We start from the raw sequence: 26,833 nt of genomic DNA, 5'->3' as shown, positions 1-26,833 counted from the left end.
CCTCACGCCCCCGTCTGCACCCTGACGTCCACTGCCCCCGCCGCCCGTCCGTCGAGGGCGAGCAGGAAGTCCGCGATGTACTGCAGCAGCTCGACATCCCGCACCCGGTCCGCGCCCACCCCACCGGAACCGGTGCGCGGCAACGGAAGCTGCACCAGCCCGGTCGTCGCACGGTATTGCGCACTCGGGTACAGGCGCTTGAGCCGGAGCTGTTTCGAGTCCGGGAGCTGCATCGGTGCGATCTTGAGCTGGGTGCCCGCCACGGAGACCTCCTCGAGGCCGAACTCACGGCAGAGCAGGCGCAGCTTCGCGACCGAGACCAGCCGGCCGACCTCCTCGGGCACCGGGCCGTACCGGTCGACGAGCTCCTCGATCACCGCGGCGATGGCCTCGGAGTCGGTGGCGGCGGCCAGCTTCCGGTAGGCCTCCAGCCGGAGCCGGTCGCTGGTCACGTAGTCGGGCGGGATGTGCGCGTCCACGGGCAGGTCGATGCGGACCTCCTTCTGCGCCTCCTCGGTGGTGACCGGCCTGCCGTCGGCGACCGCGCGGAAGGCCTCCACGGCCTCGCCGACCAGCCGCACGTACAGGTCGAACCCGACGCCGGCGACGTGCCCGGACTGCTCCGCCCCCAGCACGTTTCCCGCGCCACGGATCTCGAGGTCCTTCATCGCGACGGCCATGCCCGCGCCGAGATCGGAGTTCTGCGAGATCGTGGCGAGGCGGTCGTACGCGGTCTCGGTGAGTGGCTTCTCCGGCGGGTACAGGAAGTACGCGTAGCCGCGCTCGCGGCTGCGGCCGACGCGCCCACGGAGCTGGTGCAGCTGGGACAGGCCGAGCGAATCGGCCCGCTCCACGAGCAGGGTGTTGGCGTTGGAGATGTCCAGGCCGGTCTCGATGATGGTGGTGCACACGAGGACGTCGAACTCGCGCTCCCAGAACCCCTGCACCGTCTTCTCGAGGGTCTCCTCGTTCATCTGGCCGTGCGCGACCACCACCCGCGCCTCGGGCACCAGGTCGCGAAGTCGCTTGGCGGCCTTGTCGATCGAGCTGACCCTGTTGTGCACGTAGAACACCTGGCCGTCGCGCAGCAGCTCACGCCGGATCGCGGCGGCCACCTGCTTGTCGGCGTACGCACCGACATAGGTGAGCACCGGGTGCCGCTCCTCCGGCGGGGTGAGGATCGTCGACATCTCGCGGATGCCCGCCATGCTCATCTCGAGCGTGCGCGGGATCGGGGTCGCGGACATGGTGAGCACGTCGACGTGGGTACGCAACGCCTTGATGTGTTCCTTGTGCTCGACGCCGAAGCGCTGCTCCTCGTCGACGATGACCAGGCCGAGGTCCTTCCAGCGGACCGCGGTCTGCAACAGCCGGTGGGTGCCGACGACGATGTCGACCTCGCCGTCGGCCATGCCCTGGATGATCTCCCTGGACTCCCCCGGGTCGGTGAACCGGGACAGGCCGCGGACCTTGACCGGGAAGGACGCCATTCGCTCGGTGAAGGTCTGCAGATGCTGTTGCGCGAGAAGGGTGGTCGGCACCAGGACCGCCACCTGCTTGCCGTCCTGGACGGCCTTGAAGGCGGCCCGCACCGCGACCTCCGTCTTGCCGTAGCCGACGTCGCCGATCACGACGCGGTCCATCGGGACCGGCTTCTCCATGTCGGCCTTGACCTCGTCGATGACCGTCAGCTGGTCGTGGGTCTCGGTGAACGCGAACGCGTCCTCCATCTCCTTCTGCCAGGGGGTGTCCTGGCCGAACGCGTGCCCCGGCGCGGCCTGCCGGGCGGCGTACAGCTGCACCAGCTCGCCCGCGATCTCACGAACCGCCTTGCGGGCCTTACGCTTCGTGTTCGTCCAGTCGGAGCCGCCGAGCTTCGACAGGGCGGGCAGCTCGCCGCCGACATAGCGGGAGAGCTGGTCGAGGGACTCCATCGGCACGAACAGCCGGTCACCGGGGTGGCCCCGCTTGCTGGCCGCGTACTCGATCACCAGGTACTCGCGGCGGGCTCCGCCGACGGTCCGCTCGACCATCTCGACGAACCTGCCGATGCCGTGCTGGTCGTGCACCACCATGTCACCCGCGGTCAGGGCGAGCGGATCGACCTGGTTACGCCGCTTGGCGGGCAGCCGCTTGCCGTCCCCGACCGCCGCGACACGGTTGCCGGTGAGATCGGACTCCGTGATCACGACCAGGCCGGCATCGGTGTCGCCCGGGAACATCAGGCCGTCATGCAGACTGCCGCAGAGCACGCCGACCACGCCCGGCTCCGGCGCCACGCCCGGCCCCAGTTCGGTCGCGGGGACCTCCGCCTCGGCGAGCCGCTCGAGCACCCGGTGCGCGGTGCCGGAGCCCGCCACGACGATCGCGGCCCGGCCACCCGCGCTCACGTGCGCCCGCAGGGTCACGAACAGCTCGGCCAGCAGCTCGTCGGAGCCACGGATCTCCGGCACCGGGCGCAGGTCGAGGGCCAGCTCCGCCCCGCTGCCCGAGGCGAGCGGGCTGACCGTCCACCAGGGCCGGCCGGATGCCCCGACGCTCTCCCGCACCTGCCGGAGCGATCGGTATGCGGAGGCCGCGAGGTCGAGCCCCTTGCCGCCGACACTCGAGGTGTCGATCGCCGAGGCGTCGAGCGGCGCCGCGCCGCCCAGCGAGGCCGCCGTCCACGACGCCTCGAGGAACTCCTGGCCGGTGCGGACCAGGTCCGTCGCGCGGGTGCGGATCTTCTCCGGATCACACAGCAGCACGTGCGTGTCCGCGGGGAGCGCGTCGGTCAGCAGCACCAGCTCGCCGTTCTGCAGCACGGGCAGCAGCGCCTCCATGCCCTCGACCGGGATGCCCGCGGACAGCTTGTCCAGCATCTCCACCAGCGCCGCGTCGGCCTCGTTGTCCGCGGCCAGCGCCGCCGCCCGATCGCGCACCTTCGCGGTGAGCAGCAGCTCGCGGCACGGCGGCGCGATCAGGGTGGCGACCTCCACCTCAGGTAGCGACCGCTGGTCGGCCACCGAGAAGGCCCGCAACTCGGTGACCTCGTCGCCCCAGAACTCCACGCGCACAGGATGGTCGGCGGTCGGCGAGAAGATGTCGAGGATGCCGCCTCGCACCGCGAACTCCCCACGCTTGCCGACCATGTCGACCCGGGAATAGGCCAGCTCGACGAGGCGGTGTGTCAACGCGTCGAAGTCGTGCTCGGCACCGACCCGCAGCGTGATCGGTTCGATCTCGCCGAGCCCGGGGGCCATCGGTTGCACCAGGGAGCGGACCGTCGTGACGATGACGCGCAGCGGCGAGCCGTAGTCGGCGTCGTCCGGGCGCGCCAACCTGCGCAGTACCTCGAGCCGACGGCCGACCGTGTCCGCACCGGGCGAGAGCCGCTCGTGCGGCAGCGTCTCCCAGGACGGGAACTGGGCGACCGCATCGCCGAGCACCTCCCGCAGCTCGGTCGTCAGGTCGTCGGCCTCCCGGCCGGTGGCGGTGACGAGCAGCAGCTGCGCCTTCTCCGCGATGGCCGAGGCGACGAACGCCCGGGCCGGGCCGGGGGCGACGATGTCGAGCGTGGCCGAGCCGACGGCCTCGCGCACCCCGGTGAACGCGGGGTCGGCCAGCGCCACCCCGAACACTCCGGCGAGGGGAAACGCAGCGGGGTCGACGGCCACCGGGTTCGAAGAACGGGAAGACAAAGTCGATGCTCCTGGGCTCGCCGAACGGGTGAAGCCGCCGGTGGGGGCGACCACAGAAGAGTCTAGGCGCGAGCACCGACGTCCTCCGATGGGGTCAACGACGTGAACGCCGGAGAGTGAACTCCCGGAAGTAGCCGACCTTCGCCGCGGGAACCAACGCCGAGAGAAGGAAATACCAGGTGCTTTCTATCCTGGCGGGCAACTGGTCCACGCTCCCGGTCGCATCGGCGGCGACCCGGCCTCCGAACAACGCATCGAAGATGAAGGTCGCGATCGCCTGTGTGTCCGCCTCCGCGGTGATGTCACCCTCGGCGATCGCCCGCTCGACCAGATCCGAATTCCCCTGCTGCCAGAGCTCGACGAGATTCTCGCCGGTCCCGCGGTGATCGCCGATCTCGTGCTGCAGGCGCAGCATCGCCGCCACGATCGGATCGGCCGCCGCCACGTCCGTCACCAGGAACGAGAGCCCGATCATCGTCTCCAACGCGGGATCGCGCAGGTCTTGCAGCGGTGCGCAGGCCACGACCACGCGGCTGTTGCCCTCGTCGATGACGCCCCTGGCCAGTTCTTCCTTGGAGGCGAAATGGAAGTACAGCGACCCCTTCGTGACCCCCGACTGGGCGATGATCTCGCTGAGGTTCGCGTTCGCATACCCGAATTTCGCGAACACGTTCGCCGCCGCAACGAGAACCGCATTCCTCGTTGCCTCGGCGCGCTCCTGCCTGACCATTCGACCGCCTTCGGAGACCGAGACATCCGGCCGGTGCTGACCGGCGTGCACCTGCACAGATACCAGACCTGTCACCACAACAAACCAAGCAGAATTTTACACCGGGAGGGTGAACTTCCCCGTATTGAGACCGCGAGTCGCCTTACGCCCTGATCCCCGTCAGGGGCGCCTATTCACCGCCGAGCTTCGGGTCGGCTTCCAGGTTGGTCAGGCCGTTCCAGCACAGGTTCACCACGTGCGCGGCCACCACCTCCTTGGGAGGCGTCCGTTCGTCGAGCCACCACTGCGCGGTCATCGAGACCATCCCCACCAACGCCTGGGCGTAGAGCGGCGCGAGCTCCGGATCGAAGCCGCGTTTGGAGAAATCCGAGGCCAGGATGTGTCCGACCTGACTGACCGCGTCGTTCAGCAGGGACGAATAGGTACCGTCGGCGGCCGTGACCGAGGAGTCACGCACCAGGATGCGAAACCCGTCGGTACGCTCCTCGACGTAGGTGAGCAGGGCCAATGCCACCCGCTCGACCCGGACGCGGGACCGGTTCTGCGACAGCGAGGCGGTGATCATGTTCAGCAGCGTCGACATCTCGCGGTCCACGACCACGGCGTAGAGGCCCTCCTTGCCGCCGAAGTGCTCGTAGACCACGGGCTTGGACACGCTCGCGCGCGCGGAGATCTCCTCGATGGAGGTGGCCTCGTACCCGCGTTCGGCGAACAGGCTGCGGGCGATCTCGATCAGCTGCTCACGACGCTGGGTGCCGGTCATCCGCGTCCGCGGAGGTCGTTCGCCGGGGGCCTGCGGGGGTCGGGACATGCGGCCAGCCTATCGGGCGCGCGAATCGATTCAGTCGACGCGGTTCGACCAAATCCGCGCCCACATGCGAGGATCGTGGGCGCACAGCGGGCCCGGGTCGAGCCTCCGGCTTTCTGACACGAATCCGCAGGTGCGGCAATCCGCCGTAGTGTAATGGCAGCACCTCTGATTTTGGTTCAGATAGTTCAGGTTCGAGTCCTGGCGGCGGAGCGAGTACTTCTGAGCGTCCATTGGCTCAGTGGCGGATGTGCTGGATGACCCAGTAGCTGTACACACCGGTTCGATTTCGAGGGAGCGTCATGCCAGCCGAGACCGCCGTGGTCGTCCTCGCCGCAGGAGCAGGAACTCGGATGCGGTCCAAGACCCCCAAGGTGCTGCATTCGCTGGCGGGTCGGACGATGCTCGCCCATTCGCTGTACGCCGCCGCCGAGCTCGATCCCACCTACCTGGTCACCGTGGTCGGACACGAGCGCGAGGCCGTGGGTGCTGGAGTCAAGGACGCGGCCGCCGAACTCGGGCGTGAGGTCGCCACCGCAGTGCAGGAGGAGCAGCTGGGGACCGGCCACGCGGTCGCCTGCGGGTTGCGGGCACTGCCCGACGACTTCGAAGGGACCGTGCTGGTGACCTCCGCGGACGTCCCCCTGCTCGACGGGCACACCCTGCACGCCCTCATCGACGAGCATCTCTCGGCGCCGAACCCGGCCGCAGTCACCGTGCTCACCTTCGTGCCCGCCGATGCCAATGGTTATGGTCGCATCGTCCGTGACGCGGACGGCGGCGTCATGGAGATCGTCGAGCATGCCGATGCCACGCCGGAACAAGTTGCGATCACCGAGGTCAACTCGGGCGTCTATGCGTTCGACGCCGTGGTCCTCCGGGACGCGCTCGGCCACCTCGACACCCACAACGCGCAGCGGGAGCTGTACCTCACCGATGTGTTGAAGATCGCGCGGGAGGCCGGGCGGGATGTGTACGCGGCGCTGCTGGCGGACGAGGAGAAGGTCGCCGGCGCGAACGACCGGGTTCAGCTGTCCCAATTGGCCGCTGCGATGAACCGCCGCATCCTGGAGGGCCACATGCGCGCCGGCGTCACCGTGATCGACCCGGCCAGCACCTGGATCGATGTCGACGTGGCCATCGGCCATGACGCGACCATCAAGCCCGGCGTCCAGCTACTCGGCCGCACCAGAATCGGCGAGGACGCGGTCATCGGCCCGGACTCCACCCTCAGCGACGTCACGGTCGGCGAAGGCGCCACCGTGATCCGCACCCATGCCGATCGCGCGGCGATCGGCGCGGGCGCCACGGTAGGGCCGTACACCTACCTGCGGCCCGGCACCGTGCTCGGTGAGGCCGGCAAGCTGGGCGCCTTCGTCGAGGTGAAGAACTCCGACATCGGCGCCCACTCGAAGGTGCCGCACCTGACCTATGTCGGGGACGCCACCATCGGTGAGTACAGCAACATCGGGGCCTCCAGTGTCTTCGTCAACTACGACGGCGTCACCAAGAGCCGTACGGTGGTGGGGTCGCACGTGCGCACCGGGTCCGACACGATGTTCGTCGCCCCGGTCCAGGTGGGCGACGGTGCCTACACGGGTGCGGGCACAGTGCTGCGGTTCGACGTTCCGCCGGGGGCGCTGGCCGTGTCCGGGGGAAAGCAGCGCAATATTGAGGGTTGGGTCGAGCGAAACCGACCCGGCACCGCGGCGGCCGAGGCGGCGGCGCGGGCACAGCAGCAACAAGCCGAAAACACGAACAAGGATGGCGAAGATCAGTGAGTAGCGCGAATTGGATCGACAACCAGAAGAACCTGATGCTCTTCTCTGGTCGCGCCCATCCCGAGCTGGCCGAGCAGGTCGCGAAGGAACTGGACATCCAGGTCACCCCGCAGACCGCCCGCGACTTCGCCAACGGTGAGATCTTCGTCCGGTTCGAGGAGTCGGTGCGTGGCTCCGACGCCTTCGTGCTGCAGAGCCACCCGGCCCCGCTCAACCAGTGGGTCATGGAGCAGCTGATCATGATCGATGCGCTCAAGCGCGGGTCCGCCAAGCGCATCACCGCGGTGCTGCCGTTCTACCCGTACGCCCGCCAGGACAAGAAGCACCGCGGCCGCGAGCCCATTTCGGCCCGCCTGATCGCCGACCTGCTCAAGACCGCGGGTGCCGACCGGATCATCACCGTCGACCTGCACACCGATCAGATCCAGGGCTTCTTCGACGGCCCGGTCGATCACATGCACGCCCAGGGTCAGCTCGCCGAGTACGTGCGGGAGAACTACGGCACCGACAACATCTGCGTCGTCTCCCCCGACGCCGGCCGCGTCAAGGTCGCCGAGAAGTGGGCCGACGCCCTCGACGGTGCGCCGCTGGCGTTCGTGCACAAGACCCGCGACCCGCTCGTCCCGAACCAGGTCAAGTCCAACCGCGTGGTCGGTGACGTCAGCGGCCGTACCTGCGTGCTGATCGACGACATGATCGACACCGGCGGCACCATCGCGGGCGCGGTCAAGGTGCTCAAGGACGCGGGTGCCGGTGACGTCATCATCGCCACCACCCACGGCATCTTCTCGCACCCCGCCGCCGAACGGCTCGCGAGCTGCGGCGCCAAGGAGGTCATCGCGACCAACACGCTGCCGATCCCCGAGGAGAAGCAGTTCCCGACGCTGACGGTGCTCTCCATCGCGCCGCTCCTCGCGCGCACCATCAAGGAGGTCTTCGAGAACGGATCGGTGACCTCGCTCTTCAACGGCAGCGCGTAGGCGCTTCGCGCCTGTGCGCGGTTGACGAGTCCCTGGACCCGTCAACCGCGCACAGGCGCTAGCCTTTTCGCATGGCCGCGTTCTCCGGATTCCCTGTCGCCGCGCTGGACTTCTACGAGGACCTCGAGGCGGACAACAGCAAGAGTTGGTGGACGGCGCACAAGGCCGTCTACGACGAGTCCGTGCACGCACCCATGGCTGCGTTGCTCGCCGAGCTCGAGCCAGACTTCGGGCCGGGCAAGGTGTTCCGCCCGTATCGCGACGTCCGGTTCGCCAAGGACAAGTCGCCGTACAAGACGCATCAGGGCGGCTTCTGCGCGGTGGGGCCCGCCCTGGGCTACTACGTGCAGCTCGACGCCCGCGGGCTCTTCGTGGCGGGCGGCTTCTATCAGGCCGACCCGGATCGGGTCGCACGCTTTCGTGCCGCGGTCGACAGCGACCTCCGCGGCGGACAGCTCGAGACGATCACCCGGGACCTCGAGGCCGCGAAATTCGAGATCGGCGGCGACCGGCTCAAGACGACGCCGCGCGGCTTCACCGTCGAGCATCCGCGGATCGAGCTGCTCCGTCACAAGTCGCTGACGGCCAGTCGCCTCTACGCCTCACCGAAGTGGCTCGACACCAGGCGCACGGCGACCGAGGTCCGCAAGGCGTGGGAATCGTTGCGGCCGCTGGTCGAGTGGGCGACCGACGTGATCGGGGCCCCGGCCTAAAACCCCCAGCAGAACCGCCCGGTCTGCCATGATCAGCTATGGCCCCGATTCGGCGCGTGCTCGTGCTCGTGGTCCTCGCCGCCCTTGTGGCCGCCTGCACCTCGACGGACACCTCGTCGCCACCCCCATCACCCGCCGATCCAGCGCAAACCGAGGCCATCAAGACGATCGTCCGCGAGGCCATGGCCGAGAGCCACCTGAAGGCGGTGATCGTGCGCGCCACCGTCGACGGTAGGGAGATCCTGACCGAGGCCGTCGGGGAATCGATGACGGGTGTGCCCGCCACCACCGACATGCACTTCCGCAACGGCGCCGTGGCCATCTCCTACGTCTCCACCCTGCTGCTCCAGCTCGTCGACGAGGGGAAGGTGAGCCTCGACGACAAGGTGTCGACCTGGCTGCCCTACATCCCCCACAGCGACCTCGTGACGCTCGGCCAGCTGGCCCAGATGACCTCGGGCTACCCCGACTACGTCCTGGGCGCCACCGAGTTCGACGCGGCCATCTACGCCGACCCCTTCCGCAGGTGGACGCCCGAGGAACTCATCGCGCCCGCGACCGCCAAGCCGCTGCTCTACGAGCCGGGGACGAACTGGAACTACGCGCACACCAACTACGTCATCCTCGGGCTGGCGCTGGAGAAGATCACCGGCAAGCGGATGACGGACCTGATGCAGGACAGGGTGCTCGGCCCGCTCGGGCTGGACAACACCACCGACCCCGGCACCGCCGCCATCGCCGAACCCGCCCTGCACGCCTTCAGTTCCGAGCGTCGCGAGGCCCTCAAGATCCCGGCCGGCGCCCCGTTCTACGAGGAATCCACCTACTGGAACCCGTCCTGGACCATCACCCGCGGGGCCGTCCAGACCACCGACATCTCCGACATGCACGACACCGCGGTCGCGATCGGCACCGGCAAGCTCCTGTCCGCGGAGTCGTACCAGAAGATGGTGTCGACGGACCTGCGCGGTAAGACGACGACCCTGCCCGGGTGCCCGACCTGCACCACGATGTCGGAGAGCTACACCTACGGGCTCGGGATCATCATCACCGGCGACTGGCTGATGCAGAACCCGTTGTTCTCCGGGTACGCGGCCGCGGAGGCCTACCTGCCGTCGAAGAAGGTCGCGATCGCCGTCGCCGTCACCTACGACCAGGAGGCCTTCGACGACGCCGGCCTGTACAAGAACGCGGCCGAATCGATCTTCCGGAAGATCGGTGCCCAGCTCGCCCCGGGCGACGCTCCTCCGCCCCCGCCGCAGCGGTAACCCGCGACCCGTCGACCGACTCCGATCGACGGCCCGACGGGTGCCGGAACCTCTTGCGCGGCAAGCGTTTGACCGGGTCGCGGCGCGCCGCGCCGGGACATGAACATGAGATTGATCACGCCGGAATGCAGAACCGCAGGTTGGTTGCCAGCCGGTGTCGAGGGCCACTTCGCTCTGCCCTATTGTCATGCGTCGTGATTGACGCGCAGACACTCGATGGCCAGGCCGGAACGACGACGATGCGGACGGCCAGGCGTTGGGTTCCCGGGGCCTGCGTCTGGTGCGGAGACACCGACGCGGTGGAGGCCTATCGCAACGAGCCGCGCTGTGCGACGTGCCGCGAGAACGAAGAGATCATCGACGGCGCCCGACGGTTCCTGGGCATGTACGGACTGCGCCCGCTCGGCGGCACGCTGCAGTCCGACGACGAGGAAGAGCGCGAGTGGCGCGTCACCGCCCGCGACGCTCGCGCGGTGCTGAACCAGATCAAGCTCGAGACCCCGCCGGACCCGGCGATGGTCCGCAAGGCCCTGCGCCCGCGGGCGGCCGCGGTCGTCGCGGAGACCGCCCCCGCCCCTCGTCGCGCGGCAGCACCGAAGTCGACGCCCGCGGCCTCGGCACCGGCGGCCTCGGCACCGACCACGTCCGTCGACATGGCAACCCTCGAGGCCCGCGTCACCGGCCTGCTCGACCAGCTCGCGTCGGTCGACGAGCAGATCACCGTCGCCGAGGCGGGCCAGGGCCTGGCCGCCCGGGCCCGGCTCACCGATCTCGGCAACCAGAAGGCCTCGATCCTGCGCATGCTGGCCGCGCTGGAGAAGACCCGCCGCGGCCTCGACGGCTGACCGCCCCGCATCCCACTCCTGACGGCTTGCGCCCCGCTACGTTCGGGGGCGCAGGCCGTTCATCATTTGCGCGACAAGATCGCCGAGGAGGCCCTCCGCCGACTCCGCGGGCACGAAACCTGAGCTGACGAAGGTCACCAGGCCCTGCATCGCCGCGAACGCCGCGAGTCCGATCTGCGCCGCGTCGCCCTCGATCACGTCCCCGCTCGCCTGGCCCTCCGCGATGAGCGCGATCGGCACGCGGAATGCCCGCTCGGCAGCCGCGGGGAGCTCGGTTCCACCGGTGGGGCTGTGCTTGCGGGCGAACATCAGCTCCAGCAGCGCCGGGTTCTCGGTCGCGAATCGGAGGTAGGCGCGCGCCACGGCCCCCAGCCGGGCCTCGAACGTGCCCTCGGAGATCGAGGCGGTGAACACCCCGCCGAGCCGCTCGAATCCCGAGAGCGCGATCGCGTCGAGCAGCGCCTGCTTGTCGCGGAAGTGCCGGCTGGGCGCGCCGTGGCTGACCCCGATGTCCCGGGCGAGCTGGCGCAGCGACAGACCGTCGACGCCTGCCTCGCGCAGCGTCGCCTCTCCCCGCTGGATCAGCTCGCCGCGCAGGTCGCCGTGGTGGTAGGAACGCGCGCGCGTGAAGTTCATGGTCTGAGCAGGATAGCCGACATCGAGCTCAAATGTTGTCGTTGACTACTTTGTAGTCGGTGCCTACATTGGACCCCATGACAACCCACAAATGGACCTCCGCAGACCTGCCTTCCTTCGAGGGGCGCACCGTCGTCGTCACGGGCGCCAACAGCGGCCTCGGCCTGGCGACCACCCGCGAGCTCGCCCGCGTCGGCGCCCGCGTGGTGCTGGCCGTACGCGATGTCGCCCGCGGAACCGACGTGGCCGGCGGCATCGGGGGCACCACCGAGGTGCGCGCCCTCGACCTCGCCGACCTCTCCTCGGTGCGGCGCTTCGCCGACGAGTGGAGCGGCGACATCGACGTCCTGGTGAACAACGCCGGGATCATGATGGTCCCCGAGGCGCGAACCAAGGACGGCTTCGAAAGCCAGATCGGCACCAATCACCTCGGCCACTTCGCGCTGACCAATCTGCTCTTGCCCCACATCACCGACCGAGTGGTGACGCTCGCCTCGCAGGCGCACCGCCGCGGCACGATCGACATCGGCGACCTGAACTGGGAGTCGCGCACCTACGACCGGACCGGCGCCTACGGCCAGTCCAAGCTCGCCAACCTACTGTTCTCCCTCGAGCTGCAGCGCCGGCTGCGTGAGGCCGGATCGACGGTGCGAGCGCTGAACGCGCATCCAGGCTGGGCAGCGACGAACCTGCAGAGCCACTCGGGCAACCGCTTCGCCGGCGCCGTGATGTCGGTCGGCAACAAGGTGATCGCCCAGGACGCCGACGCGGGCGCCCGTCCGACCCTGTTCGCGGCGAGCCAGGACCTGCCGGGCGGAAGCTACGTCGGACCCGACGGGTTCTACGAGGTCCGGGGCTACCCGACGCTGGTCGGCCGCACCCCCGAGGCCTCCGACGTCGAGCTGGCCAAGCAGTTGTGGACCACGTCCGAGCAACTGACCGGTGTGCACTTCCCGGCGGACGCCCTGAAGCGCTGAGCCGCGGTCAGCGCTCGGGCGTGAGCACCACGACGGCGTAGCGCGCCGGATTCGGCCCGTCGTTGCGGTAGGCGCCGTCCACCGGCTCACCCAGTTCGAGGCAATCCCCCGCCTCGAGCACGTGTACGGCCTCGCCCTCGATGTACGTCAGGACTCCCGCCATCACCCAGATGAGCCGGCGACTGAACGCGTAGGCGGCGGCCGGATATGCCACCTCGACGCCCGGCGGCAGCTCGACCTCGGTGAGCTCGGTGGGACCGCCCGCGCGCGGCGAGACCTGCCGGCGCACATACCCGGTCGCGGGATCGGTCCACCGGGGCTGATCGTCGGCCCGGCTCACCCGCCCCGCCTGCGGCTCGGCCCGCGAGATCAGCTGCGAGATCGTCAGCGCGAAGGCGCCGGAGAGCCGGCCGAGCAGGGTCGCCGTCGGACTGGACTCCCCGCGCTCGACCTTGTTGATCATCGCCCGCGAGACCCCGGATCGGTCGGCGAGCTCGCTCAGCGACCACCCGCGGCCCTCGCGCTCGAGCCGGATCCGCGCGCCGATCCGAGCGGTCGGATCGTCTACTATGTGAGACATTCGTTCACTATAGAGGGGTTGCCATGCTGATCCGCGATGCCGACCACGACGACCTGCCCGGCATCCTGGCGATTCACAACGAGGCGGTCGCCAACACCACCGCGATCTGGGACGAGGAGCCCGTCGACGTCGACGACCGTCGCACCTGGCTCGAGGACCGGCGGCGGGCCGGTTTTCCCGTGCTCGTCGCGGTCACCTCCGCGGACGACAGCGGCTCGGCCGGCCGGGTCGCCGGGTACGCCTCGTACGGGGTGTGGCGGGCGAAGAGCGGCTACCGGCACACCGTGGAGAACTCGGTGTACGTGCACGTGGACCACCACCGCAAGGGGATCGCCAGCGCCCTGATGACCGAGCTCGTCGAGCGGGCGCGGGCCGCGGGCATCCACGCGATGGTGGCCAGCATCGAGTCCAGCAACGTCACGTCGATCGCCCTGCACGAGCGGTTCGGCTTCCGGATCGTCGGCCAGATGCCGGAGGTGGGTATCAAGTTCGGGCGCTGGCTGGACCTGACGTTCATGCAGCTGACGTTGTAGCACCACGGCGGAGCATGCCGGTGCGGCACAGACCGATCGGCTCTTTTTCCGCTCAGCGGACGCGGCCCTCTTTCGAGGCATGTGACCCGCGATACCAATAGCGGGGTACTGAGACGTACAACACAACCCCGAAAAAGGAGCACACACATGGGATCTTCCGAAGCTGACATGGCTGCCCTCGGCAACGTCGCCAACCTCGCAGGCATCGGCGCCGGACTGCTCGGCGGAGTCGGTGCGATCATCGGCCTCGGCCTTCTCGCGGCCACCGGCTCGTAGGTCACCGGAGCCATCCGCCGGTCCCGCACACCTCCACCGTGCGGGTCCGGCACCGGGGCCGCACCCCCTACTCGAGTTTCGGCGAATCCGGGAGGTTGCGACGTAGCGATCTCCCCCCGTGTGACGATGTATCCCGAAGATGGGGCACACACCGCGCGGGGGTAGGACGCCGTGTGCCCGATGTCGATGTAGGGAGCGGGCATGACACTTCGCGGATTCTTCGCGCGCCATCGAATCGCCTCGGGCCTGATCGCGCCCGCCGTCGTGGGGGTGACGGCAGTGGTCACGCTGACCTGGGCACTGTCCCCGGCCCCACGCACCGTCGACACCGAACTCACGGCATCGACGACCGAGTGCCACGACATGGTGACCGTCTCGGTGGCCGGCCGCCACGACACGCCGGTCGCGGGAACCACGAAGATGCTCGTCGACCCCAACGGCAAGGAACTCCCGGCCGCCCTCTCGAGTGACTACACGAGCCGCTGGGTCGACCCGGTGGTCAACGCACCGGGCGGCGCCGTCGATCCGGGCTCATACGCCGCCGTCTACATCGCCTACCCCGCGAACATGAACAACTACGAGAACGCGGTTGCCGCGGGCGTGGCCAACACCAAGTCGGTCATGCGGGAGATCCAGGCATCCTGCCCGAACACGAAGTTCGCGGTGGTCGGCTACAGCGAGGGCGCCGATGTCGCGCGCCGCGTCGCGATGGACGTCGGGCATCAAGAAGCTGACGCGGACGGCAGCTACGGGATCGTCGATCCGGCGAAAGTCGTCGGCGTCGTCATCCTCGCCGACGCGGGCCGCGCGGCCGAGCAGGGGCCGTTCCCCGGCGCGAAGAATCCGTTCGCCGGACCGGACGGCTTCGACCGGAAGTATCAGGACGGCACGAACGCGACCGGGGGGCAGGGCGCGCTGCCGGACACCGGTGGCGACGACTTCGGTGTGCTGGGCGGAAAGGTTGCCTCGTTCTGTTCGGACGACGACCTGACCTGCGCAGTACCGCAGAACATCTCGCTGCTGCAGCTTGCCGTCAACGTGGGCAGGCAACTCAACGTCGACACCCTCGAGCGGGAGGGCCTCACGCCTGCGACGGGGCAGGACGTCGCGGTGACGCTCAGCCGCATCGCGTTCGACGCGTTCACGGAGATCGGCTCGCAGCCCAACTGGATGCAGAGCGACCAGACCTTCCTCGACGTGCTCCTGACCGTGTCGGCGCCGTCCTACAAGCCCGGCCAGCCCGCGCCGAGCCCGGCGAAGGCCCAGTCGATCGCTGCCGACGAGATGTCGCCGCTCGCCTACCTGCCGCAGAAGGTGTTCAACGAGATCATCGGTCTCATCACGACGAACCAGAACACGATCCCGGTCGTCTTGAGCGACCCTTACAAGTTGACGCTGGCGCCCGACACAGGACACCACTTCGACTACTGGCGTGACGCGGATCCGAACAACGGCAAGCCGCTGACCTCCGCCGAGTACGCCGCGGCGTGGCTGACGCACCTCGCACAGCAGGCGCAGAACGGGCAACCGATCACCGCGAACCAGCCGGACGGCGCGAGCACCGCGGCCGCTCCCAGCGCGACAGGGGCCACCGCGACCACAACGCCGGTACCGACGGCAGAGCTCCTCGCGGATACTCCGCCGACGACGGGGTCCACCACGCCGACAACTGACAGCACGTCGACCGCGACGGTGACGGCGCCGAGCGCCGGAGCGGCCTCCACGGTCGAGCCGACGCCGACCTCGGTAGCGGGGACGGCCACCGTCACGGAAAAGTCGCCGGCGGCTTCGACTACCGCCGCGGCGGTTACCACCAGCGCTCCGGCTCCGAGTCCGGCCGAATAGAGTTCCGGTCGGGGCGCCCTCGCCCGGCAGCTGGCTCGCCGGGCGGCCACCATGACGCCCGGTCAGGCGAGCAGGATCGTCCGGCTCGGGCGCGAACTCGCCAAGCATCCGCAGGTGGCGGCGGCCTTCGACGCCGGGAAAACGGTCCCCCAAGCACTTCGTGCAGGGAGGTACCCCCAAACGACCAGGTTCGGGTGATCCTCGAACTCCCGAACAGGTGGGGTAGCCGTAGTACTCGGGAAATTTCGGAGATCGATATGACCGAGGACCAAGATCGTCCTGCGCAGCTTTCGCTGAGCCTCAGTGTGTTTGGCCAGGTTTGCCGCGTTGGAGTGTGCGGTACACCATGGGTCTGCTGATCGAGAACACTTCGGCGAGATCGTTCGAGCGCCGCGTCGTCGATCAGCAGCTGCACCCCGGGCGGCTCGTGCACTCTTCGTGCACCGAGCCCTGGGCTGGCACGCAGCGAGACCAGGCCCGAACGTGGCTACACGACCACGGCTGACAGATCGAACCCGAATTGGCCTGCCCCACACACGCCACCGCCAACTAACGCTGACCATCGGACATCGCACAATCCACCGTTTGCGAGAATCCTCCGTCGTGCAGAGATCCGTGCGGCAAGTATCGGCCGCCTCACCCGCGGACAGGAGTTCGGTTTGAGGTTCGACACCGATCACGATCCCGGTTCGCTTCGCAGTATCTTTGGCTCGATCTAGGCACCCGGACAGCCTGTCGGCGCCTCCTCGTTGACGATTCCGCTCGCATTTACCCTGAAGCGTCCGCATTCTTTGCTGTTGAAGGTTCCTCGTTTGACCCATTCGGCGACTGCCGCCGCGGCGGTGCTGTGCGGGCCGGCCCAGACCTGTGAGGTTTGACCATAGGGGATGGTGTCCGGAATGCCGTCGTCACAGCGACTGGACCGGGTGGGGTCGCATCCCTCCGCAGGCATGAAGTGGCTTCCGCACTCCACCTTCACCACTGCCTTGTTGGTGACCGAGGTCAGCGCGTTGAACATGTTGTCCGCATTCACCAGCGGGGCCGGCAGGTCCTCGGCGCCGTGCAGGATCAGTGTCGGCTGATCGAAGGTCGCCGCAACGGTGGGATTCCACCCGTACAGGGTGAACGTCGGCGAGCGCAGCACTCCCGTCGGGAGCTCGGCATCGCTTCCGCCCCAGGACGCCCCGAGCGGATCCAGCTCCAGAACCTGCTGCTTCAACGCCTGTGGCGCGCCGGCCGGAATCCGGCCGGCGCAGGCGGGCTCACGGCCGGGGGAAATCGGATCCCAGCCGCCGGTCGGACTGATATTGAGGGGGAACGACGTCGACCGGTCGACCGGAGGCAGCTGCGCTTCCTCGGTCGGGAGATTGACGTCGGTGGTCTGGCCGGGCAACCGGTTGAACAACGAGTCCACGAACACGAGTTGGCTCACCTTCCGGTCGGCCTGCTCGCCGAGGCGGTAGAGAGTGCGGGCGACACGTGGTCCACCGAACGAGTAGCCGAGCAGGACGACCTTGTTCGCCCGTGGCTGTGCCTTGGCGATCGCGTCGTCGATGACCTGCATAATGTCGCGTACCCAGACATCGATGTTGGCGAAGTACGTGTGACTCTTATGCGGGCGCAGTTCCCCTTGCAGGGGGTTGACGCCGAGCCCCTCGATGGGCGGGGTGATCCCGTCGCCGAGATAGCGCGCCTGCTGATTCAGCGGGAAGATGTTGGCGTTGCGGGTCTTGTCGCATCCCGCCGCGGGTGTCGCGCAGGTGTCGCCAGGTCCGTAGCCTGGGAGGCTCGCGTTCGCTGGATCGTCGAGTCCGTCCTCGAAGCGGGTCGACCGGCCGTAGCCGAGCAGGTCCGGGGCGAACGTGTCGATGCCTGCCCGAGCTAGCGCTTCCTGCAGGCTCAGGCTGCCGCCCGCGGCATCTTGCGCGCGCAGGTCGAAGGTTGTCGATCCGGGTTGGGCTCTGCCGTGCACCAGGACCGTCGCGAGATTCTGCACGCCGGGACATTTACCGCGCGCGTACGTCGGACTCACCCGATGCACCCGGATTGTCGCGGACCTGTCGGCGAATCTCGAATCGGGCATCAAATTCTGCGGAACCGTGAATGCCAGGTTGTAATCCGACGTTTGGGTTCCCGTCGGTTCCCGGTCGCAGTTCTGGGCGCGCGCGAACGGTGCGGCGATAACGACGCTGGATGCAGCGACGACGAGTGAAGTCGCCGCACAAACGAACCGATACCGAAAACCGTGCAGAAGAATCGACGTCGCTCTCATCGACCATCCTCCTTCGACAGGAATATCCGCAGGGTACGCGGTCCCACGACGCGTCGAGACGCTTTCCGCTGCCGCTCTTGTCTACTTCGTGCGCCACAACGCTTTCTGCACACTTCATCGGCAGGACGAAGGGTTGCATATCACCCAGCCCACTGGCGCGTTCGAAGCACTTACCCCGCCGTACGGTCCGGCAGCGGGTGGCACGACCGGGCCCTTCCGCGCCTTCGGTCACGCGTCACCGGTACCCCGGCCGTTGTGAACGGCCGCACGTGAGCGTGTTCGTCGACGTCGACGACCTCGCAGTCGCCACCGCCACCACGTCCACCACCAGCGCGGCCACGAGCGCGACCACGAACACCGCTGCCGCCGAGCATCAGGACCGGGTCCGCCACCGTGCGGGGCGTCGCCGCGCCCGCGACTGCGGCTGCGCCTTCCCCGGCTGCGGTCGACCCGCCGCCTGGACCGAAGTCCACCGTATCCACCACTGGGCCAACGGCGGACCCACGAACCTGTGAAACCTGGTGCTGCTCCGCCGCTTCCACCACACCACCATCCACCGGGGCGACTGGACCGTTCACATCAGCAACCACGACGGCCATCCGTGGTTCACCCACCACCGTGGGTCGACCCCCACCGAAGACCACTGCCGGCACACAACCGGCGCAACCAACTCGCCTTCGCCGCACAACGCGAAACCCCACCGGGCACCGCCCGACACCACCCGAAACGGGGTGGCGTCGGCGCGGTGCCCGCGCCGGGTCTCAGTCACCGAGACCGGCGGTCGGGCCGGTGAACTTCTCTGCCAACAATGGCGGCGCACTGAGACGTGCATCACTCACACAAACGCCATAAGGAGAACACCATGGGATCTTCCGACGCCGACCTCGCCATGCTCGGCACCGTTGCCAAGGTCGCCGGATTCGGAGCCGGCCTGCTCAGCGGCGCCGGCGCCCTGCTCGGATTGGGCCTGTTCCTCAACTCCCAGTCCTAGTCGGCGGCCCGCCGGACCCACACGTTCGCCGTGCGGGTCCGGCGCGGACCTACTGTCTGTCCGCCAGGATCAGCGCGAACCGCTCATCGGGATCCGTCCAGACCCGATCGCTGCCGAACCCCGCGGCATCGAGTTCCTTGCAGATGCCCTCGACCCGGAACTTCGCGGAGATCTCGGTGCGCATCTGCTCCCCCGCGGCGAACCGAACGTCCAGGCCGATCCCGGGCAGGCACACGGTCATCGCCTCCGCGGCCTCCAGTCGCATCTCGATCCACTCGTTTCCCTCGTCCCAGAGCGCCACGTGCCGGAAGCGGTCCAGATCGAAGTTCGCCCCGAGCTGATCGTTGAGCACGGACAGGACGTTCAGGTTGAACTGCGCGGTCACCCCCGCCGCATCGTCGTAGGCCGGCACCAACACCGCCGGGTCGGTGACCAGCCCGACTCCGAGCAGCAACTGTTCCCCCTCGTCCAGTACCTCGGCAATGGATGCCAGGAACTCGGCCCGCTCGTCGGGCACCAGGTTGCCGAGTGTGCCGCCGAGGAACGCGATCATCCTCGTGCCCCCGCGCGGCAGGTTGTGCAGTGTGTCGGTGAAGTCGCTGACGATGCCGTGCACGGTCAGCGCGGGGAACTCGGCGGCGAGTTGCTCGGTGGCCGAGACCAGAGCTGCCTCCGACACATCCTGCGGCACATAGCGCTCCAGCGTTCCGTGTGCGGTCAGCGCGCCGAGGAGCAGCCGCGTCTTCTCCGAGGAACCCGATCCCAGCTCGACGAGGATCTGTGCGGACGTGGCCTCGGCGATGTCCGCGGCGCTCGCCCGCAACAGCTCCCGCTCGGTGCGGGTCGGGAAGTACTCGGGCAGCCGGGTGATCTCCTCGAACAGTTCGCTCCCCCGGGCGTCGTAGAACCACTTGGGCGGCAGCCACTTCGGTGTCGACTTGAGCCCGATCAGGGCGTCGTCGCGCAGGTACCCGAGCATCTGGGCCGGGGACAGGTGGATCTCCAGGGTCGGTTCGCTCATAGGTGATCTCCCAACTCAGTGATGTTCAGATGTCCCGGTCGCGCCTCGACGAGGTGCCCATCGGGTACGGGCTGCCAGCCCGGGTCGTCGTCGATGGGCTCCGACGAGATCATCGCGCTGACCTCGTCCACCCTCACCGACAGCGAGTGGTACACGGTGGTGGCCCACAGTGTCGTGCCGTTGCCCAGCAACAGGTTCAGCCGCGATTCGGGCGCGGCCTCGAGAACGTCGGCGATGACCGAGGCCAGTGCCGATGCCGGTGCACCGGCATCCAGTCGGCGCCGCACCAGGGTCCACAGCAACGCCGAGTCCGTCAACGCCGGCATCCGCAGCAGCTCGACCGCCGGCAGCCACTCGGCGAGCCCGGCGATCGAATCCGGCCAGCCCACGATCCGGCCGTTGTGGCTCAGCGCCCACCCGTCGCCGGTGAACGGGGCGCACGCGGCACGCTCGAGCGGCATGCCGACCGTGGCCGAGCGGACCGCCGCGAGCGCTGCACCCGAACGGACCTGACCGAGCACCCCGTCGACTGCGGGGTCAGTCCACATCGGCGCCGGATTCCGGTAGGCCTGCACCCCATCCGGCGATCCCGGATTGCCCTGCCACCACGCGACGCCGAACCCGTCCGCGTTGATCGTGCCGCCACGGCGCATGTCCCGCGGCGCCCAGGACTGGTCGCGCAGGCTGTGCGGTCCGGCGGTGATCAGTTCGCCCACCGCGCGCGGCGGGCCCAGATAGCCCAGGTGCCTACACATCTAGGCGCTCTCCGTCACATCGCGCGTGCGGTCATCTCGCGCACCGACGTCTCGTGCGCACCGGAATCCCGCGAAGATCTGGCGACGGATCGGGTGGTCCCAATTGCGGAAGGTGCCTCGGCATGCCACGGGGTCGGTGCCGAACGACCCGCCACGCAGCACCTTGTAGTCGCCGCCATGGAAGACCTCCGAGTACTCCCGGTAGGGGAACGCCGCGAAACCCGGGTAGGGCAGGAAGTCCGACGAGGTCCACTCCCAGACATCGCCGATCAACTGATCGACGCCCTGCGGGGAGCGCCCCCGCGGGTACGCCCCGACACCGGCCGGCTCCAAGTGCCGCTGCCCGAGGTTTGCATGCTCAGCGCCGGGTTCCTCATCGCCCCAGGGGTATCGGCGTGATCGCCCGGTCGTCGGGTCCCACCGGGCGGCCTTCTCCCATTCGCTCTCGGTGGGCAACCGCTTGCCCGCCCACCGGGCGTACGCCTGCGCCTCGAAGTAGCAGACGTGCACCACCGGCTGGTTCGGGTTCAGCGGCGCGAGCAGCCCGAACGACCGGCGCCACCAGTCCCCCGCCCCGTCACGTTCCCAGAACTGCGGCGCGGTCAGGCCTGCCGACTGCCGGTGTGCCCAGCCGCGTTCGCTCCACAGCTCCGCGCGCTCGTACCCACCGTCTGCGATGAACTCCCGATACTGCCCGTTGGTGACCGGCGCGACGTCGAGCGCGAACGCAGCCACGTGCACCCGGTGTGCGGGCCGCTCGTTGTCGAGCGCCCACGGGTCCGTCGAGGTGCCCATGGTGAACTCGCCGCCGGGGATCACCACCTCGGCCGGGGTCACCGCCCGTACCGGGTCCGGTGCCGGCACAGCACGCAGCACCGCTGGGCCGCTTCGCAACTGGTGGGTGGCGAGCATCGTCTCGTCGTGCTGCTGCTCGTGCTGGGCGATCATGGCGAAGGCGAACCCGTCCCGCTCGACCGGCCTGCCGGTCAGCGGCGACCGGTCGAGGATGTCCCACACCTTGTCGCGCACCTCGGTGACGTAACCGCGCGCCTCGTCCGGGTTCAGCAGCGGCAGCGTGGGCCGGTCCGCGCGCGGATGCTTGAACGCGTCGTAGATCTCGTCGATGTCGCGGCGCACCGGTTCCCGACCGCCCACATCACGGACCAACCAGAGCTCCTCCTGGTTGCCGATGTGCGCGAGGTCCCACACCAGCGGGCTCATCAGCGGCGAATGCTGCGCGACCAGTTCCGACTCGTCGACGCATTCGGTGAGCGCCGCGCTCCGGGCGCGCGCCCGCGCGAGCACCGTCGCGAGCCGAGCGCGCAGGTCCTCGGTCGACAGGGCCACCGGCGTGGATGCTTCTGTCGATGGGCCAACGGTCATCGGAGGTACTCCTCTGCTGGGGTCCTGCCGCGGCAACATCGCTCGGCCGCGGCCGCGAGCTCCGACTCGAACCGGGGGGACCGCGCCGCGGCCAGGAAGAGCAATTCGCTTGCAGCACGACGCAGTTCACCGTCGCGGAGCCCGAACTCGGCGCCGTCGCGCCACCGGCCCGCGGTCGACGCCGCGACGGCGGTGGCATCCGCGACGGTCGCCGGTGCGGCGAGCAGCGCGGCCAGGGCCGCGATCGGCACCCGCCACAGATCGCCGGGCTGCGCGTCCAGGTACCGCACCTCCAGGTGGCCCGCCGCCCGGACCGGAGGGAATAGCGTGGTCAGGTGGTAGTCGAGATCCGCGAGGTCCGGGCGCCTGTCGATCTCGGAGTCGAGTGCCCCGGCGATCCAGTCCGCGAACGTGGCATCGGGCGGCGCCGACCAGTCGCCGTCGATGCCGGAGCCACCCGCACCGCGTCCCCCAACGACACACAGCAGGGGCACGTCAAGCGCCCAGCGGCCGTAGTCGGCGACCGGATCGGAGGTCAACGGCGGCCGTGTTCGTGCCGGGTCGAGCTCGAGCCAGGTCCGCATCCGCTGCGACGCCCACCCGCCGTCCGGGATCCCGCGCAGCCGCGGCGAGCAGGCGAAGGCGGCCAGCAGCGCGGGACCGGCGTCGTGCAGCAGCCGCCACCGAGCGGCCACCTCGGCCGGATCCGCGCCCGCGTCGACACTCACCTGGGTGGCGGCGGTGTTGCACATCATCAGCCGGCCGAACGGTCCGATCCCGTCGAACCGCTCCTCCATGACCCGGTAGCGCGGCAGCCGCAGCAGCCGCTGGGCCGGTCGGGACCGGTCGGCGGCGCAGGATCGGACGGTGATGCCCGCGGCCCTCAGCAGGCGACGCAGGACGGCCTCGTCGGAGGCAAGCGCGGCACAGAGCTCCTCGACCGAGGTCAGGGGCGCGCTGGAGAGTTCGATCTGGCCGCCGGGTTCGATGGTGACGGCGCTTCCGCTCGGCAGACTCAGAGCGGGTGAAGAAGGGGCAATCGATGTCGGCGCGTGCGGCCCCAGCGCGGCGGCGATGTCGCCGAGGTCCGGCCTGGTCCGCGCGGGGTCGTCACGGGCGGTCAGCCATTCCAGTTCGGCTCCGATGAGTCGGGGTGGCCCGAGCTTGAAACAGACCCCACCGACGTACGCCTCCGCAGCGGCTCGTGTCGTGAGCCGGCGTGAATCCACTGCCATCGCCATCAGCTGCTCCGATCGTCGGCGGCGCGTGTTCGGCATGTACGAATTCGACAATAGAGACCGTCACCGACACTAAACCGAGATCGCCGATCGCGCACCCGCGGAGCGTCCTCGCGCGAGGGCGGCGACGGTACTGTCCGACGGACAACACCAGCCCACCCGGAGGGTCCGACGATGCTCGATCAGCAACGCCTACGCCGCGATACCCCCGGCTGCCTCGACAAGGTCTTCCTCGACAGCGCCGGGTCGTCGCTGCCCCCGGAGCCGGTCCTCGACGCAGTCACCGCCCACCTGCGACGAGAGGCCGAGATCGGTGGATACCTCGCGGCCCAGGAGCGCGCCGCCGACCTGGCCGACGTGAAGTCGGCGCTCGGCGAGCTGCTCGGCGCCCAGCCGGGCGACCTCGCGCTGGTGGAGAGCGCGACCAGGGCGTGGACGGACTTCTTCTACGCCGTGCCGCTGACCGCGGGCGATCGAATCCTGGTGACCGAGGTCGAGTACGCCAGCAACGCCATCGCGGCTCTGCAGCGCGCCCGCACGACCGGCGCCGTCGTCGAGGTGATCCCGTCCACGCCCACCGGAGAGATCGATCTCGACGCCCTCGCCCGGATGCTCGACGAACGGGTGCGGCTGGTCTCGCTGGTACACGCGCCCACCAACGGCGGTCTGGTCAATCCCGTCCGTGAGGTGGTGGACCTGGCGCACGGCGTCGGCGCGCTGGTGCTGCTCGACGCCTGCCAGTCGGTCGGCCAGATCCCGGTGGACGTCGCCGAGCTCGGCGTCGACGCGCTGTCGGCCACCGGCCGCAAATGGTTGCGAGCGCCGCGCGGCACCGGGTTCCTCTATGTGCGCCCCGAGCTGGCCCGCACCCTGGAGCCCGCCGCGCTGGACCTGCACGGAGCGCAGTGGACGGACACCGACGGGTACCGGATGGCAGACGACGCGTCGCGGTTCGAGTTCTGGGAGTGCGGCGTCGCGGGCCGGCTGGGCCTCGGCGCGGCTGTCCGCTACCTGCTCGAGCTCGGGATCGACGAGGTCGCCCCCGCGGTGGCCGAGCGTGCCGAGTTCGCGCGCGCCGGGTTGGCCGCGATCCCCGGCGCGACGGTACGCGACCTCGGCCGCAGCCGGAGCGGCATCGTCTCGTTCACTGTCGATGGAGTTGCCGCGGCAGCCGTACGGGAAGCGTTGGCCGCCAAGGACATCACCGTCACCGTCAGTGGCCGTGGCTCGACGCTGGTGGACATGAGCAACCGGGACCTGGACGCCGTGGTGCGGGCATCACCGCACTACTTCAATTCGTTCGAGGACCTCGAGCGGCTCGTCGACGCGGTCGCGGCACTGTAGGACTGGTGGGCGAGGACCGGGTGAGCGCCGCTACTCCTGCCGGTGCAGCTCGGCGTGCAGATGATGGGTGAGCGGCGTCTGGTCGTGCGCCATCCACAGGTCGTAGGTGAGCAGGTCGCCCGCGACCACCCAGCGCCTGCGGATCTCGTGGACGGGCTTGGCGCCCGGGGACCGGCTCAGTGACAGCGCCGTCATCTCGAGCACCCCGTCGCGGACCTCGCCCTGATGGATCTCGACGAATCCCGTGGGCTGGCTGACCAGCAGCTCGACGCTGTCGCCGCCCGCGAGCCGCAGGTAACCGTTCTCGGTGTGCATCGGCGGTCCGCCGCCGGGCTTGCGGGTGCGGGACAGGTAGGTCAGGAACGGCTTGCCGATCGGTGTCAGGTTCACCTGCTCGTCGTAGGTGAAGCCCTCGATCGTCGGATAGTGCCCCTCGCCGGTGCCCGCCCAGTGGCCGGCAAACGGTGCGAGTACGCCCAACGGCGCCAGCGCGGCGGTTGCGTCGTTCATCGGCCCTCCCGGGGTTCGGTGGTTGTCGGTCTCCCTGCCCAAACCTAACGGCCGCCTCCGCCACCCCCGGGATTGCGGGCGGAGGCGTGTCGAGACCGATTGGCGATCGATCCGGGGTCTCCGGTAGGCTGTCCTGGTTGTCTCGGCGAGGGTGATCCACTTCCGTCTTGTCTGTGAAGCAGGCTCACCGTGATCGACGCGGCTACGGCTACCTTTCGAGCAGTATGCGCTCCGGGCCGTGCGCGTCGTCCGCCCCCCGTCGAGAACCGCAATGCCACCGAATCAAATCTGATGTGAGCCGTAGGAGCTGTTTTCCCATGTCGACCGATGTCAATCGCCTCGAAGCCGCCGTCCGCACCGAGTTCGGCAAGGGTGCCGCCCGCCGCGCCCGCCGCGACGGCCAGGTCCCCGCGGTGCTCTACGGCCACCAGGAAGATCCGCGCCACCTCGCGCTGAACGCCCGCGAGTTCGCCAAGGTCCTGCGCGCGCACGGCACCAACGCCGTCCTCACCCTCGACATCGAGGGCACGGAGCAGATCGCGCTCACCAAGTCGGTCGTCGTCCACCCGATCCGGCAGTACATCGAGCACGCGGACCTGCTGGTCATCAAGAAGGGCGAGAAGGTCACCGTCGAGGTCCCCGTCGTCGTCACCGGTGACGCCGAGGCCGGCAGCCTGGTCGCCCAGGACGCCACCACCGTCTCCATCGAGGCCGACGCGATGAACCTGCCCGAGTCGATCGAGGTCTCGGTCGAGGGCCTCGAGGTCGGCAGCCAGATCCACGCCTCCGCCCTGACCCTGCCCGCGGGCGCCACCCTGCAGGGTGACCCGGAGCTCCTGATCGTCAACATCGTCGCCGCGCCGACCGCCGAGGCCCTCGAGGCCGAGGGTGCGGGCGCCGAGGGCGCCGAGGCCCCCGCCGAGGAGCCGGCCGCCGAGGCCGAGGCCACCGAGGCCTGAGTCGCTCCACCGCACACATCAGTGCAGCGCTAACGTCGACGGCGCGCCATCCCGCGAGGGACGGCGCGCCGTTGACGTTCGCGGCCCCACCCCTACGACCGAGAGCCGACCGCGTTGAGCCAGCCATCCGAATCAACCGCCCTTGTCATCGGGCTGGGAAATCCCGGACCGCAGTACGAACGCACCAGGCACAACATCGGGTTCATGGTGGTCGACGCACTGGCCGCGCGCGAACGGGCCCGCTTCACCGCCCACAAGAAGAGCGGTTCGGACGCGGTCACGCTGCGTATCGCGGGCCGTCAGGTGATCCTGGCGAAGCCGCGCTCCTACATGAACCTCTCCGGGAAGCCGGTGGCCGCACTGGCCCGGTTCTTCTCCGTCGAACCCGCGAATCTCGTTGTCGTGCACGATGAACTGGACCTGGACTTCGGGACGCTCCGACTCAAGCTCGGCGGCGGCGAGGGCGGGCACAACGGCCTGCGCTCGATCTCCAGCGCGATCGGCACCAAGGACTATCTCCGAGCCCGTGTCGGCATCGGCCGACCGCCCGGCCGGATGGATCCCGCGGACTACGTGCTCAAGCCGTTCTCGTCGGTCGAACGCAAGGAACTGGACCTGGTCTGCGAGGAGGCCGCCGACGCCGTCGAGCTGCTGCTCCGCGTCGGCCTCGAGGCCGCGCAGAACCAGCTGCACTGATCGAACCGGGCT

General features: G+C 69.2%; 25 protein-coding genes and 1 tRNA gene. 15 read left to right on the top strand and 11 right to left on the bottom strand.

Going from position 1 to position 26,833, the window contains the following annotated elements:
• Positions 1-2: 2 nt before the first annotated feature.
• From mfd to ACFQS9_RS12770, 3 genes are all read right to left on the bottom strand, one after another.
• Entirely contained in the window at positions 3-3,656 is a 3,654-nt protein-coding gene (mfd, locus tag ACFQS9_RS12780) for a transcription-repair coupling factor (protein ID WP_378405376.1), read from the bottom strand.
• Positions 3,657-3,774: 118 nt separating this feature from the next.
• Positions 3,775-4,410: a ScbR family autoregulator-binding transcription factor gene (locus ACFQS9_RS12775; RefSeq protein WP_378405156.1), complete on the bottom strand. Its 636-nt coding sequence runs from the start codon at positions 4,408-4,410 to the stop codon at positions 3,775-3,777.
• A 169-nt stretch (positions 4,411-4,579) separates the two neighbouring features.
• Positions 4,580-5,221: a TetR/AcrR family transcriptional regulator gene (locus ACFQS9_RS12770; protein ID WP_378405154.1), complete on the bottom strand. Its 642-nt coding sequence runs from the start codon at positions 5,219-5,221 to the stop codon at positions 4,580-4,582.
• Positions 5,222-5,360: 139 nt separating this feature from the next.
• Between ACFQS9_RS12770 and ACFQS9_RS12765 the strand changes: the two genes are divergently transcribed.
• From ACFQS9_RS12765 to ACFQS9_RS12740, 6 genes are all read left to right on the top strand, one after another.
• Positions 5,361-5,431, top strand: a tRNA-Gln gene (locus tag ACFQS9_RS12765).
• 89 nt (positions 5,432-5,520) lie between these two features.
• Positions 5,521-6,999, top strand: coding sequence for a bifunctional UDP-N-acetylglucosamine diphosphorylase/glucosamine-1-phosphate N-acetyltransferase GlmU (gene glmU / locus ACFQS9_RS12760; protein ID WP_378405152.1), 1,479 nt, complete (start codon positions 5,521-5,523; stop codon positions 6,997-6,999).
• Positions 6,996-7,979, top strand: a complete 984-nt coding sequence (locus ACFQS9_RS12755; RefSeq protein ID WP_378405150.1) for a ribose-phosphate diphosphokinase — start codon at positions 6,996-6,998, stop codon at positions 7,977-7,979. Before glmU ends, ACFQS9_RS12755 begins: the two co-directional genes overlap by 4 nt.
• Positions 7,980-8,050: 71 nt before the next feature.
• On the top strand, positions 8,051-8,692 hold the full coding sequence (locus ACFQS9_RS12750) for a DUF2461 domain-containing protein (RefSeq protein WP_378405149.1): 642 nt from the start codon (positions 8,051-8,053) through the stop codon (positions 8,690-8,692).
• A gap of 38 nt (positions 8,693-8,730) precedes the next feature.
• Positions 8,731-9,960, top strand: coding sequence for a serine hydrolase domain-containing protein (locus ACFQS9_RS12745; protein ID WP_378405147.1), 1,230 nt, complete (start codon positions 8,731-8,733; stop codon positions 9,958-9,960).
• 194 nt (positions 9,961-10,154) lie between these two features.
• Positions 10,155-10,805 carry a hypothetical protein gene (locus tag ACFQS9_RS12740; protein WP_378405145.1) on the top strand — a complete coding sequence of 217 codons (651 nt, stop codon included), beginning with the start codon at positions 10,155-10,157 and terminating at the stop codon, positions 10,803-10,805.
• A 36-nt stretch (positions 10,806-10,841) separates the two neighbouring features.
• On the opposite strand, the gene ACFQS9_RS12735 is transcribed toward ACFQS9_RS12740, so the two are convergent.
• Positions 10,842-11,441, bottom strand: coding sequence for a TetR/AcrR family transcriptional regulator (locus tag ACFQS9_RS12735; RefSeq protein WP_378405143.1), 600 nt, complete (start codon positions 11,439-11,441; stop codon positions 10,842-10,844).
• Positions 11,442-11,518: 77 nt separating this feature from the next.
• Between ACFQS9_RS12735 and ACFQS9_RS12730 the strand changes: the two genes are divergently transcribed.
• Entirely contained in the window at positions 11,519-12,418 is a 900-nt protein-coding gene (locus tag ACFQS9_RS12730) for an oxidoreductase (RefSeq protein ID WP_378405141.1), read from the top strand.
• A 7-nt stretch (positions 12,419-12,425) separates the two neighbouring features.
• On the opposite strand, the gene ACFQS9_RS12725 is transcribed toward ACFQS9_RS12730, so the two are convergent.
• Positions 12,426-12,998: a helix-turn-helix domain-containing protein gene (locus ACFQS9_RS12725; RefSeq protein WP_378405139.1), complete on the bottom strand. Its 573-nt coding sequence runs from the start codon at positions 12,996-12,998 to the stop codon at positions 12,426-12,428.
• A 23-nt stretch (positions 12,999-13,021) separates the two neighbouring features.
• Here ACFQS9_RS12725 and ACFQS9_RS12720 point away from each other — a divergent pair, with 23 nt between their 5' ends.
• The 3 genes from ACFQS9_RS12720 to ACFQS9_RS12710 all read left to right on the top strand — a co-directional run bounded on the left by ACFQS9_RS12720 (position 13,022) and on the right by ACFQS9_RS12710 (position 15,652).
• The gene (locus tag ACFQS9_RS12720; protein ID WP_378405137.1) at positions 13,022-13,531 is read left to right on the top strand and encodes a GNAT family N-acetyltransferase; all 510 of its coding nucleotides are present in this window, start codon (positions 13,022-13,024) and stop codon (positions 13,529-13,531) included.
• Between the two features lie 147 nt (positions 13,532-13,678).
• Positions 13,679-13,807, top strand: a complete 129-nt coding sequence (locus ACFQS9_RS12715) for a hypothetical protein (protein ID WP_378405134.1) — start codon at positions 13,679-13,681, stop codon at positions 13,805-13,807.
• 201 nt (positions 13,808-14,008) lie between these two features.
• Positions 14,009-15,652 (top strand): cutinase family protein, encoded by a 1,644-nt coding sequence (locus ACFQS9_RS12710; protein WP_378405132.1) that lies wholly within the window; start codon positions 14,009-14,011, stop codon positions 15,650-15,652.
• Between the two features lie 715 nt (positions 15,653-16,367).
• Here the strand turns inward: ACFQS9_RS12710 and ACFQS9_RS12705 are convergent.
• Positions 16,368-17,924: an alpha/beta fold hydrolase gene (locus ACFQS9_RS12705; RefSeq protein ID WP_378405130.1), complete on the bottom strand. Its 1,557-nt coding sequence runs from the start codon at positions 17,922-17,924 to the stop codon at positions 16,368-16,370.
• A gap of 269 nt (positions 17,925-18,193) precedes the next feature.
• Between ACFQS9_RS12705 and ACFQS9_RS12700 the strand changes: the two genes are divergently transcribed.
• Both ACFQS9_RS12700 and ACFQS9_RS12695 read left to right on the top strand, forming a co-directional pair.
• Complete coding sequence (locus tag ACFQS9_RS12700) at positions 18,194-18,439, top strand: hypothetical protein (protein ID WP_378405128.1); 246 nt, start codon at positions 18,194-18,196, stop codon at positions 18,437-18,439.
• Between the two features lie 347 nt (positions 18,440-18,786).
• Positions 18,787-18,915, top strand: a complete 129-nt coding sequence (locus ACFQS9_RS12695; RefSeq protein ID WP_378405126.1) for a hypothetical protein — start codon at positions 18,787-18,789, stop codon at positions 18,913-18,915.
• A 49-nt stretch (positions 18,916-18,964) separates the two neighbouring features.
• On the opposite strand, the gene egtD is transcribed toward ACFQS9_RS12695, so the two are convergent.
• Genes egtD through egtA form a run of 4 tightly spaced genes read right to left on the bottom strand, consistent with a single transcriptional unit; the run spans position 18,965 to position 23,351 of the window.
• Positions 18,965-19,936, bottom strand: coding sequence for an L-histidine N(alpha)-methyltransferase (gene egtD / locus ACFQS9_RS12690; RefSeq protein WP_378405124.1), 972 nt, complete (start codon positions 19,934-19,936; stop codon positions 18,965-18,967).
• Positions 19,933-20,691, bottom strand: a complete 759-nt coding sequence (egtC, locus tag ACFQS9_RS12685; protein WP_378405122.1) for an ergothioneine biosynthesis protein EgtC — start codon at positions 20,689-20,691, stop codon at positions 19,933-19,935. Before egtC ends, egtD begins: the two co-directional genes overlap by 4 nt.
• Positions 20,692-22,074, bottom strand: a complete 1,383-nt coding sequence (egtB, locus tag ACFQS9_RS12680) for an ergothioneine biosynthesis protein EgtB (protein ID WP_378405120.1) — start codon at positions 22,072-22,074, stop codon at positions 20,692-20,694. It abuts the gene before it with no gap.
• Positions 22,071-23,351, bottom strand: coding sequence for an ergothioneine biosynthesis glutamate--cysteine ligase EgtA (egtA, locus tag ACFQS9_RS12675; protein ID WP_378405118.1), 1,281 nt, complete (start codon positions 23,349-23,351; stop codon positions 22,071-22,073). Before egtA ends, egtB begins: the two co-directional genes overlap by 4 nt.
• Before the next feature lie 135 nt (positions 23,352-23,486).
• On the opposite strand from egtA, the gene ACFQS9_RS12670 reads away from it, so the two are divergent.
• Entirely contained in the window at positions 23,487-24,656 is a 1,170-nt protein-coding gene (locus tag ACFQS9_RS12670; protein WP_378405116.1) for an aminotransferase class V-fold PLP-dependent enzyme, read from the top strand.
• 30 nt (positions 24,657-24,686) lie between these two features.
• Here ACFQS9_RS12670 and ACFQS9_RS12665 read toward each other — a convergent pair whose 3' ends face one another.
• Positions 24,687-25,166, bottom strand: a complete 480-nt coding sequence (locus ACFQS9_RS12665; protein WP_378405114.1) for a heme-binding beta-barrel domain-containing protein — start codon at positions 25,164-25,166, stop codon at positions 24,687-24,689.
• A 317-nt stretch (positions 25,167-25,483) separates the two neighbouring features.
• Here ACFQS9_RS12665 and ACFQS9_RS12660 point away from each other — a divergent pair, with 317 nt between their 5' ends.
• On the top strand, positions 25,484-26,125 hold the full coding sequence (locus ACFQS9_RS12660) for a 50S ribosomal protein L25/general stress protein Ctc (protein WP_378405112.1): 642 nt from the start codon (positions 25,484-25,486) through the stop codon (positions 26,123-26,125).
• Positions 26,126-26,239: 114 nt separating this feature from the next.
• Positions 26,240-26,821 (top strand): aminoacyl-tRNA hydrolase, encoded by a 582-nt coding sequence (pth, locus tag ACFQS9_RS12655; protein WP_378405110.1) that lies wholly within the window; start codon positions 26,240-26,242, stop codon positions 26,819-26,821.
• The last annotated feature ends 12 nt before the right edge of the window (positions 26,822-26,833 follow it).

Origin of the sequence: Rhodococcus daqingensis (genome assembly GCF_042665615.1) — a bacterium.
Taxonomy (GTDB): domain Bacteria; phylum Actinomycetota; class Actinomycetes; order Mycobacteriales; family Mycobacteriaceae; genus Rhodococcus_G; species Rhodococcus_G daqingensis.
This window is presented reverse-complemented; position numbering and strand designations above follow the sequence as displayed.

Coding starts and splice junctions, on each gene's coding strand:
- ACFQS9_RS12730 (WP_378405141.1), top strand. CDS start 11,519: ATGACAACCCACAAATGGACCTCCGCAGACCTGCCTTCCTTCGAGGGG.
- egtD (WP_378405124.1), bottom strand. CDS start 19,936: ATGAGCGAACCGACCCTGGAGATCCACCTGTCCCCGGCCCAGATGCTC.
- ACFQS9_RS12735 (WP_378405143.1), bottom strand. CDS start 11,441: ATGAACTTCACGCGCGCGCGTTCCTACCACCACGGCGACCTGCGCGGC.
- ACFQS9_RS12710 (WP_378405132.1), top strand. CDS start 14,009: ATGACACTTCGCGGATTCTTCGCGCGCCATCGAATCGCCTCGGGCCTG.
- ACFQS9_RS12720 (WP_378405137.1), top strand. CDS start 13,022: ATGCTGATCCGCGATGCCGACCACGACGACCTGCCCGGCATCCTGGCG.
- ACFQS9_RS12670 (WP_378405116.1), top strand. CDS start 23,487: ATGCTCGATCAGCAACGCCTACGCCGCGATACCCCCGGCTGCCTCGAC.
- ACFQS9_RS12695 (WP_378405126.1), top strand. CDS start 18,787: ATGGGATCTTCCGACGCCGACCTCGCCATGCTCGGCACCGTTGCCAAG.
- ACFQS9_RS12660 (WP_378405112.1), top strand. CDS start 25,484: ATGTCGACCGATGTCAATCGCCTCGAAGCCGCCGTCCGCACCGAGTTC.
- ACFQS9_RS12750 (WP_378405149.1), top strand. CDS start 8,051: ATGGCCGCGTTCTCCGGATTCCCTGTCGCCGCGCTGGACTTCTACGAG.
- ACFQS9_RS12775 (WP_378405156.1), bottom strand. CDS start 4,410: ATGGTCAGGCAGGAGCGCGCCGAGGCAACGAGGAATGCGGTTCTCGTT.
- ACFQS9_RS12725 (WP_378405139.1), bottom strand. CDS start 12,998: ATGTCTCACATAGTAGACGATCCGACCGCTCGGATCGGCGCGCGGATC.
- ACFQS9_RS12715 (WP_378405134.1), top strand. CDS start 13,679: ATGGGATCTTCCGAAGCTGACATGGCTGCCCTCGGCAACGTCGCCAAC.
- ACFQS9_RS12705 (WP_378405130.1), bottom strand. CDS start 17,924: ATGAGAGCGACGTCGATTCTTCTGCACGGTTTTCGGTATCGGTTCGTT.
- ACFQS9_RS12745 (WP_378405147.1), top strand. CDS start 8,731: ATGGCCCCGATTCGGCGCGTGCTCGTGCTCGTGGTCCTCGCCGCCCTT.
- ACFQS9_RS12770 (WP_378405154.1), bottom strand. CDS start 5,221: ATGTCCCGACCCCCGCAGGCCCCCGGCGAACGACCTCCGCGGACGCGG.
- egtB (WP_378405120.1), bottom strand. CDS start 22,074: ATGACCGTTGGCCCATCGACAGAAGCATCCACGCCGGTGGCCCTGTCG.
- ACFQS9_RS12665 (WP_378405114.1), bottom strand. CDS start 25,166: ATGAACGACGCAACCGCCGCGCTGGCGCCGTTGGGCGTACTCGCACCG.
- glmU (WP_378405152.1), top strand. CDS start 5,521: ATGCCAGCCGAGACCGCCGTGGTCGTCCTCGCCGCAGGAGCAGGAACT.
- egtA (WP_378405118.1), bottom strand. CDS start 23,351: ATGCCGAACACGCGCCGCCGACGATCGGAGCAGCTGATGGCGATGGCA.
- egtC (WP_378405122.1), bottom strand. CDS start 20,691: ATGTGTAGGCACCTGGGCTATCTGGGCCCGCCGCGCGCGGTGGGCGAA.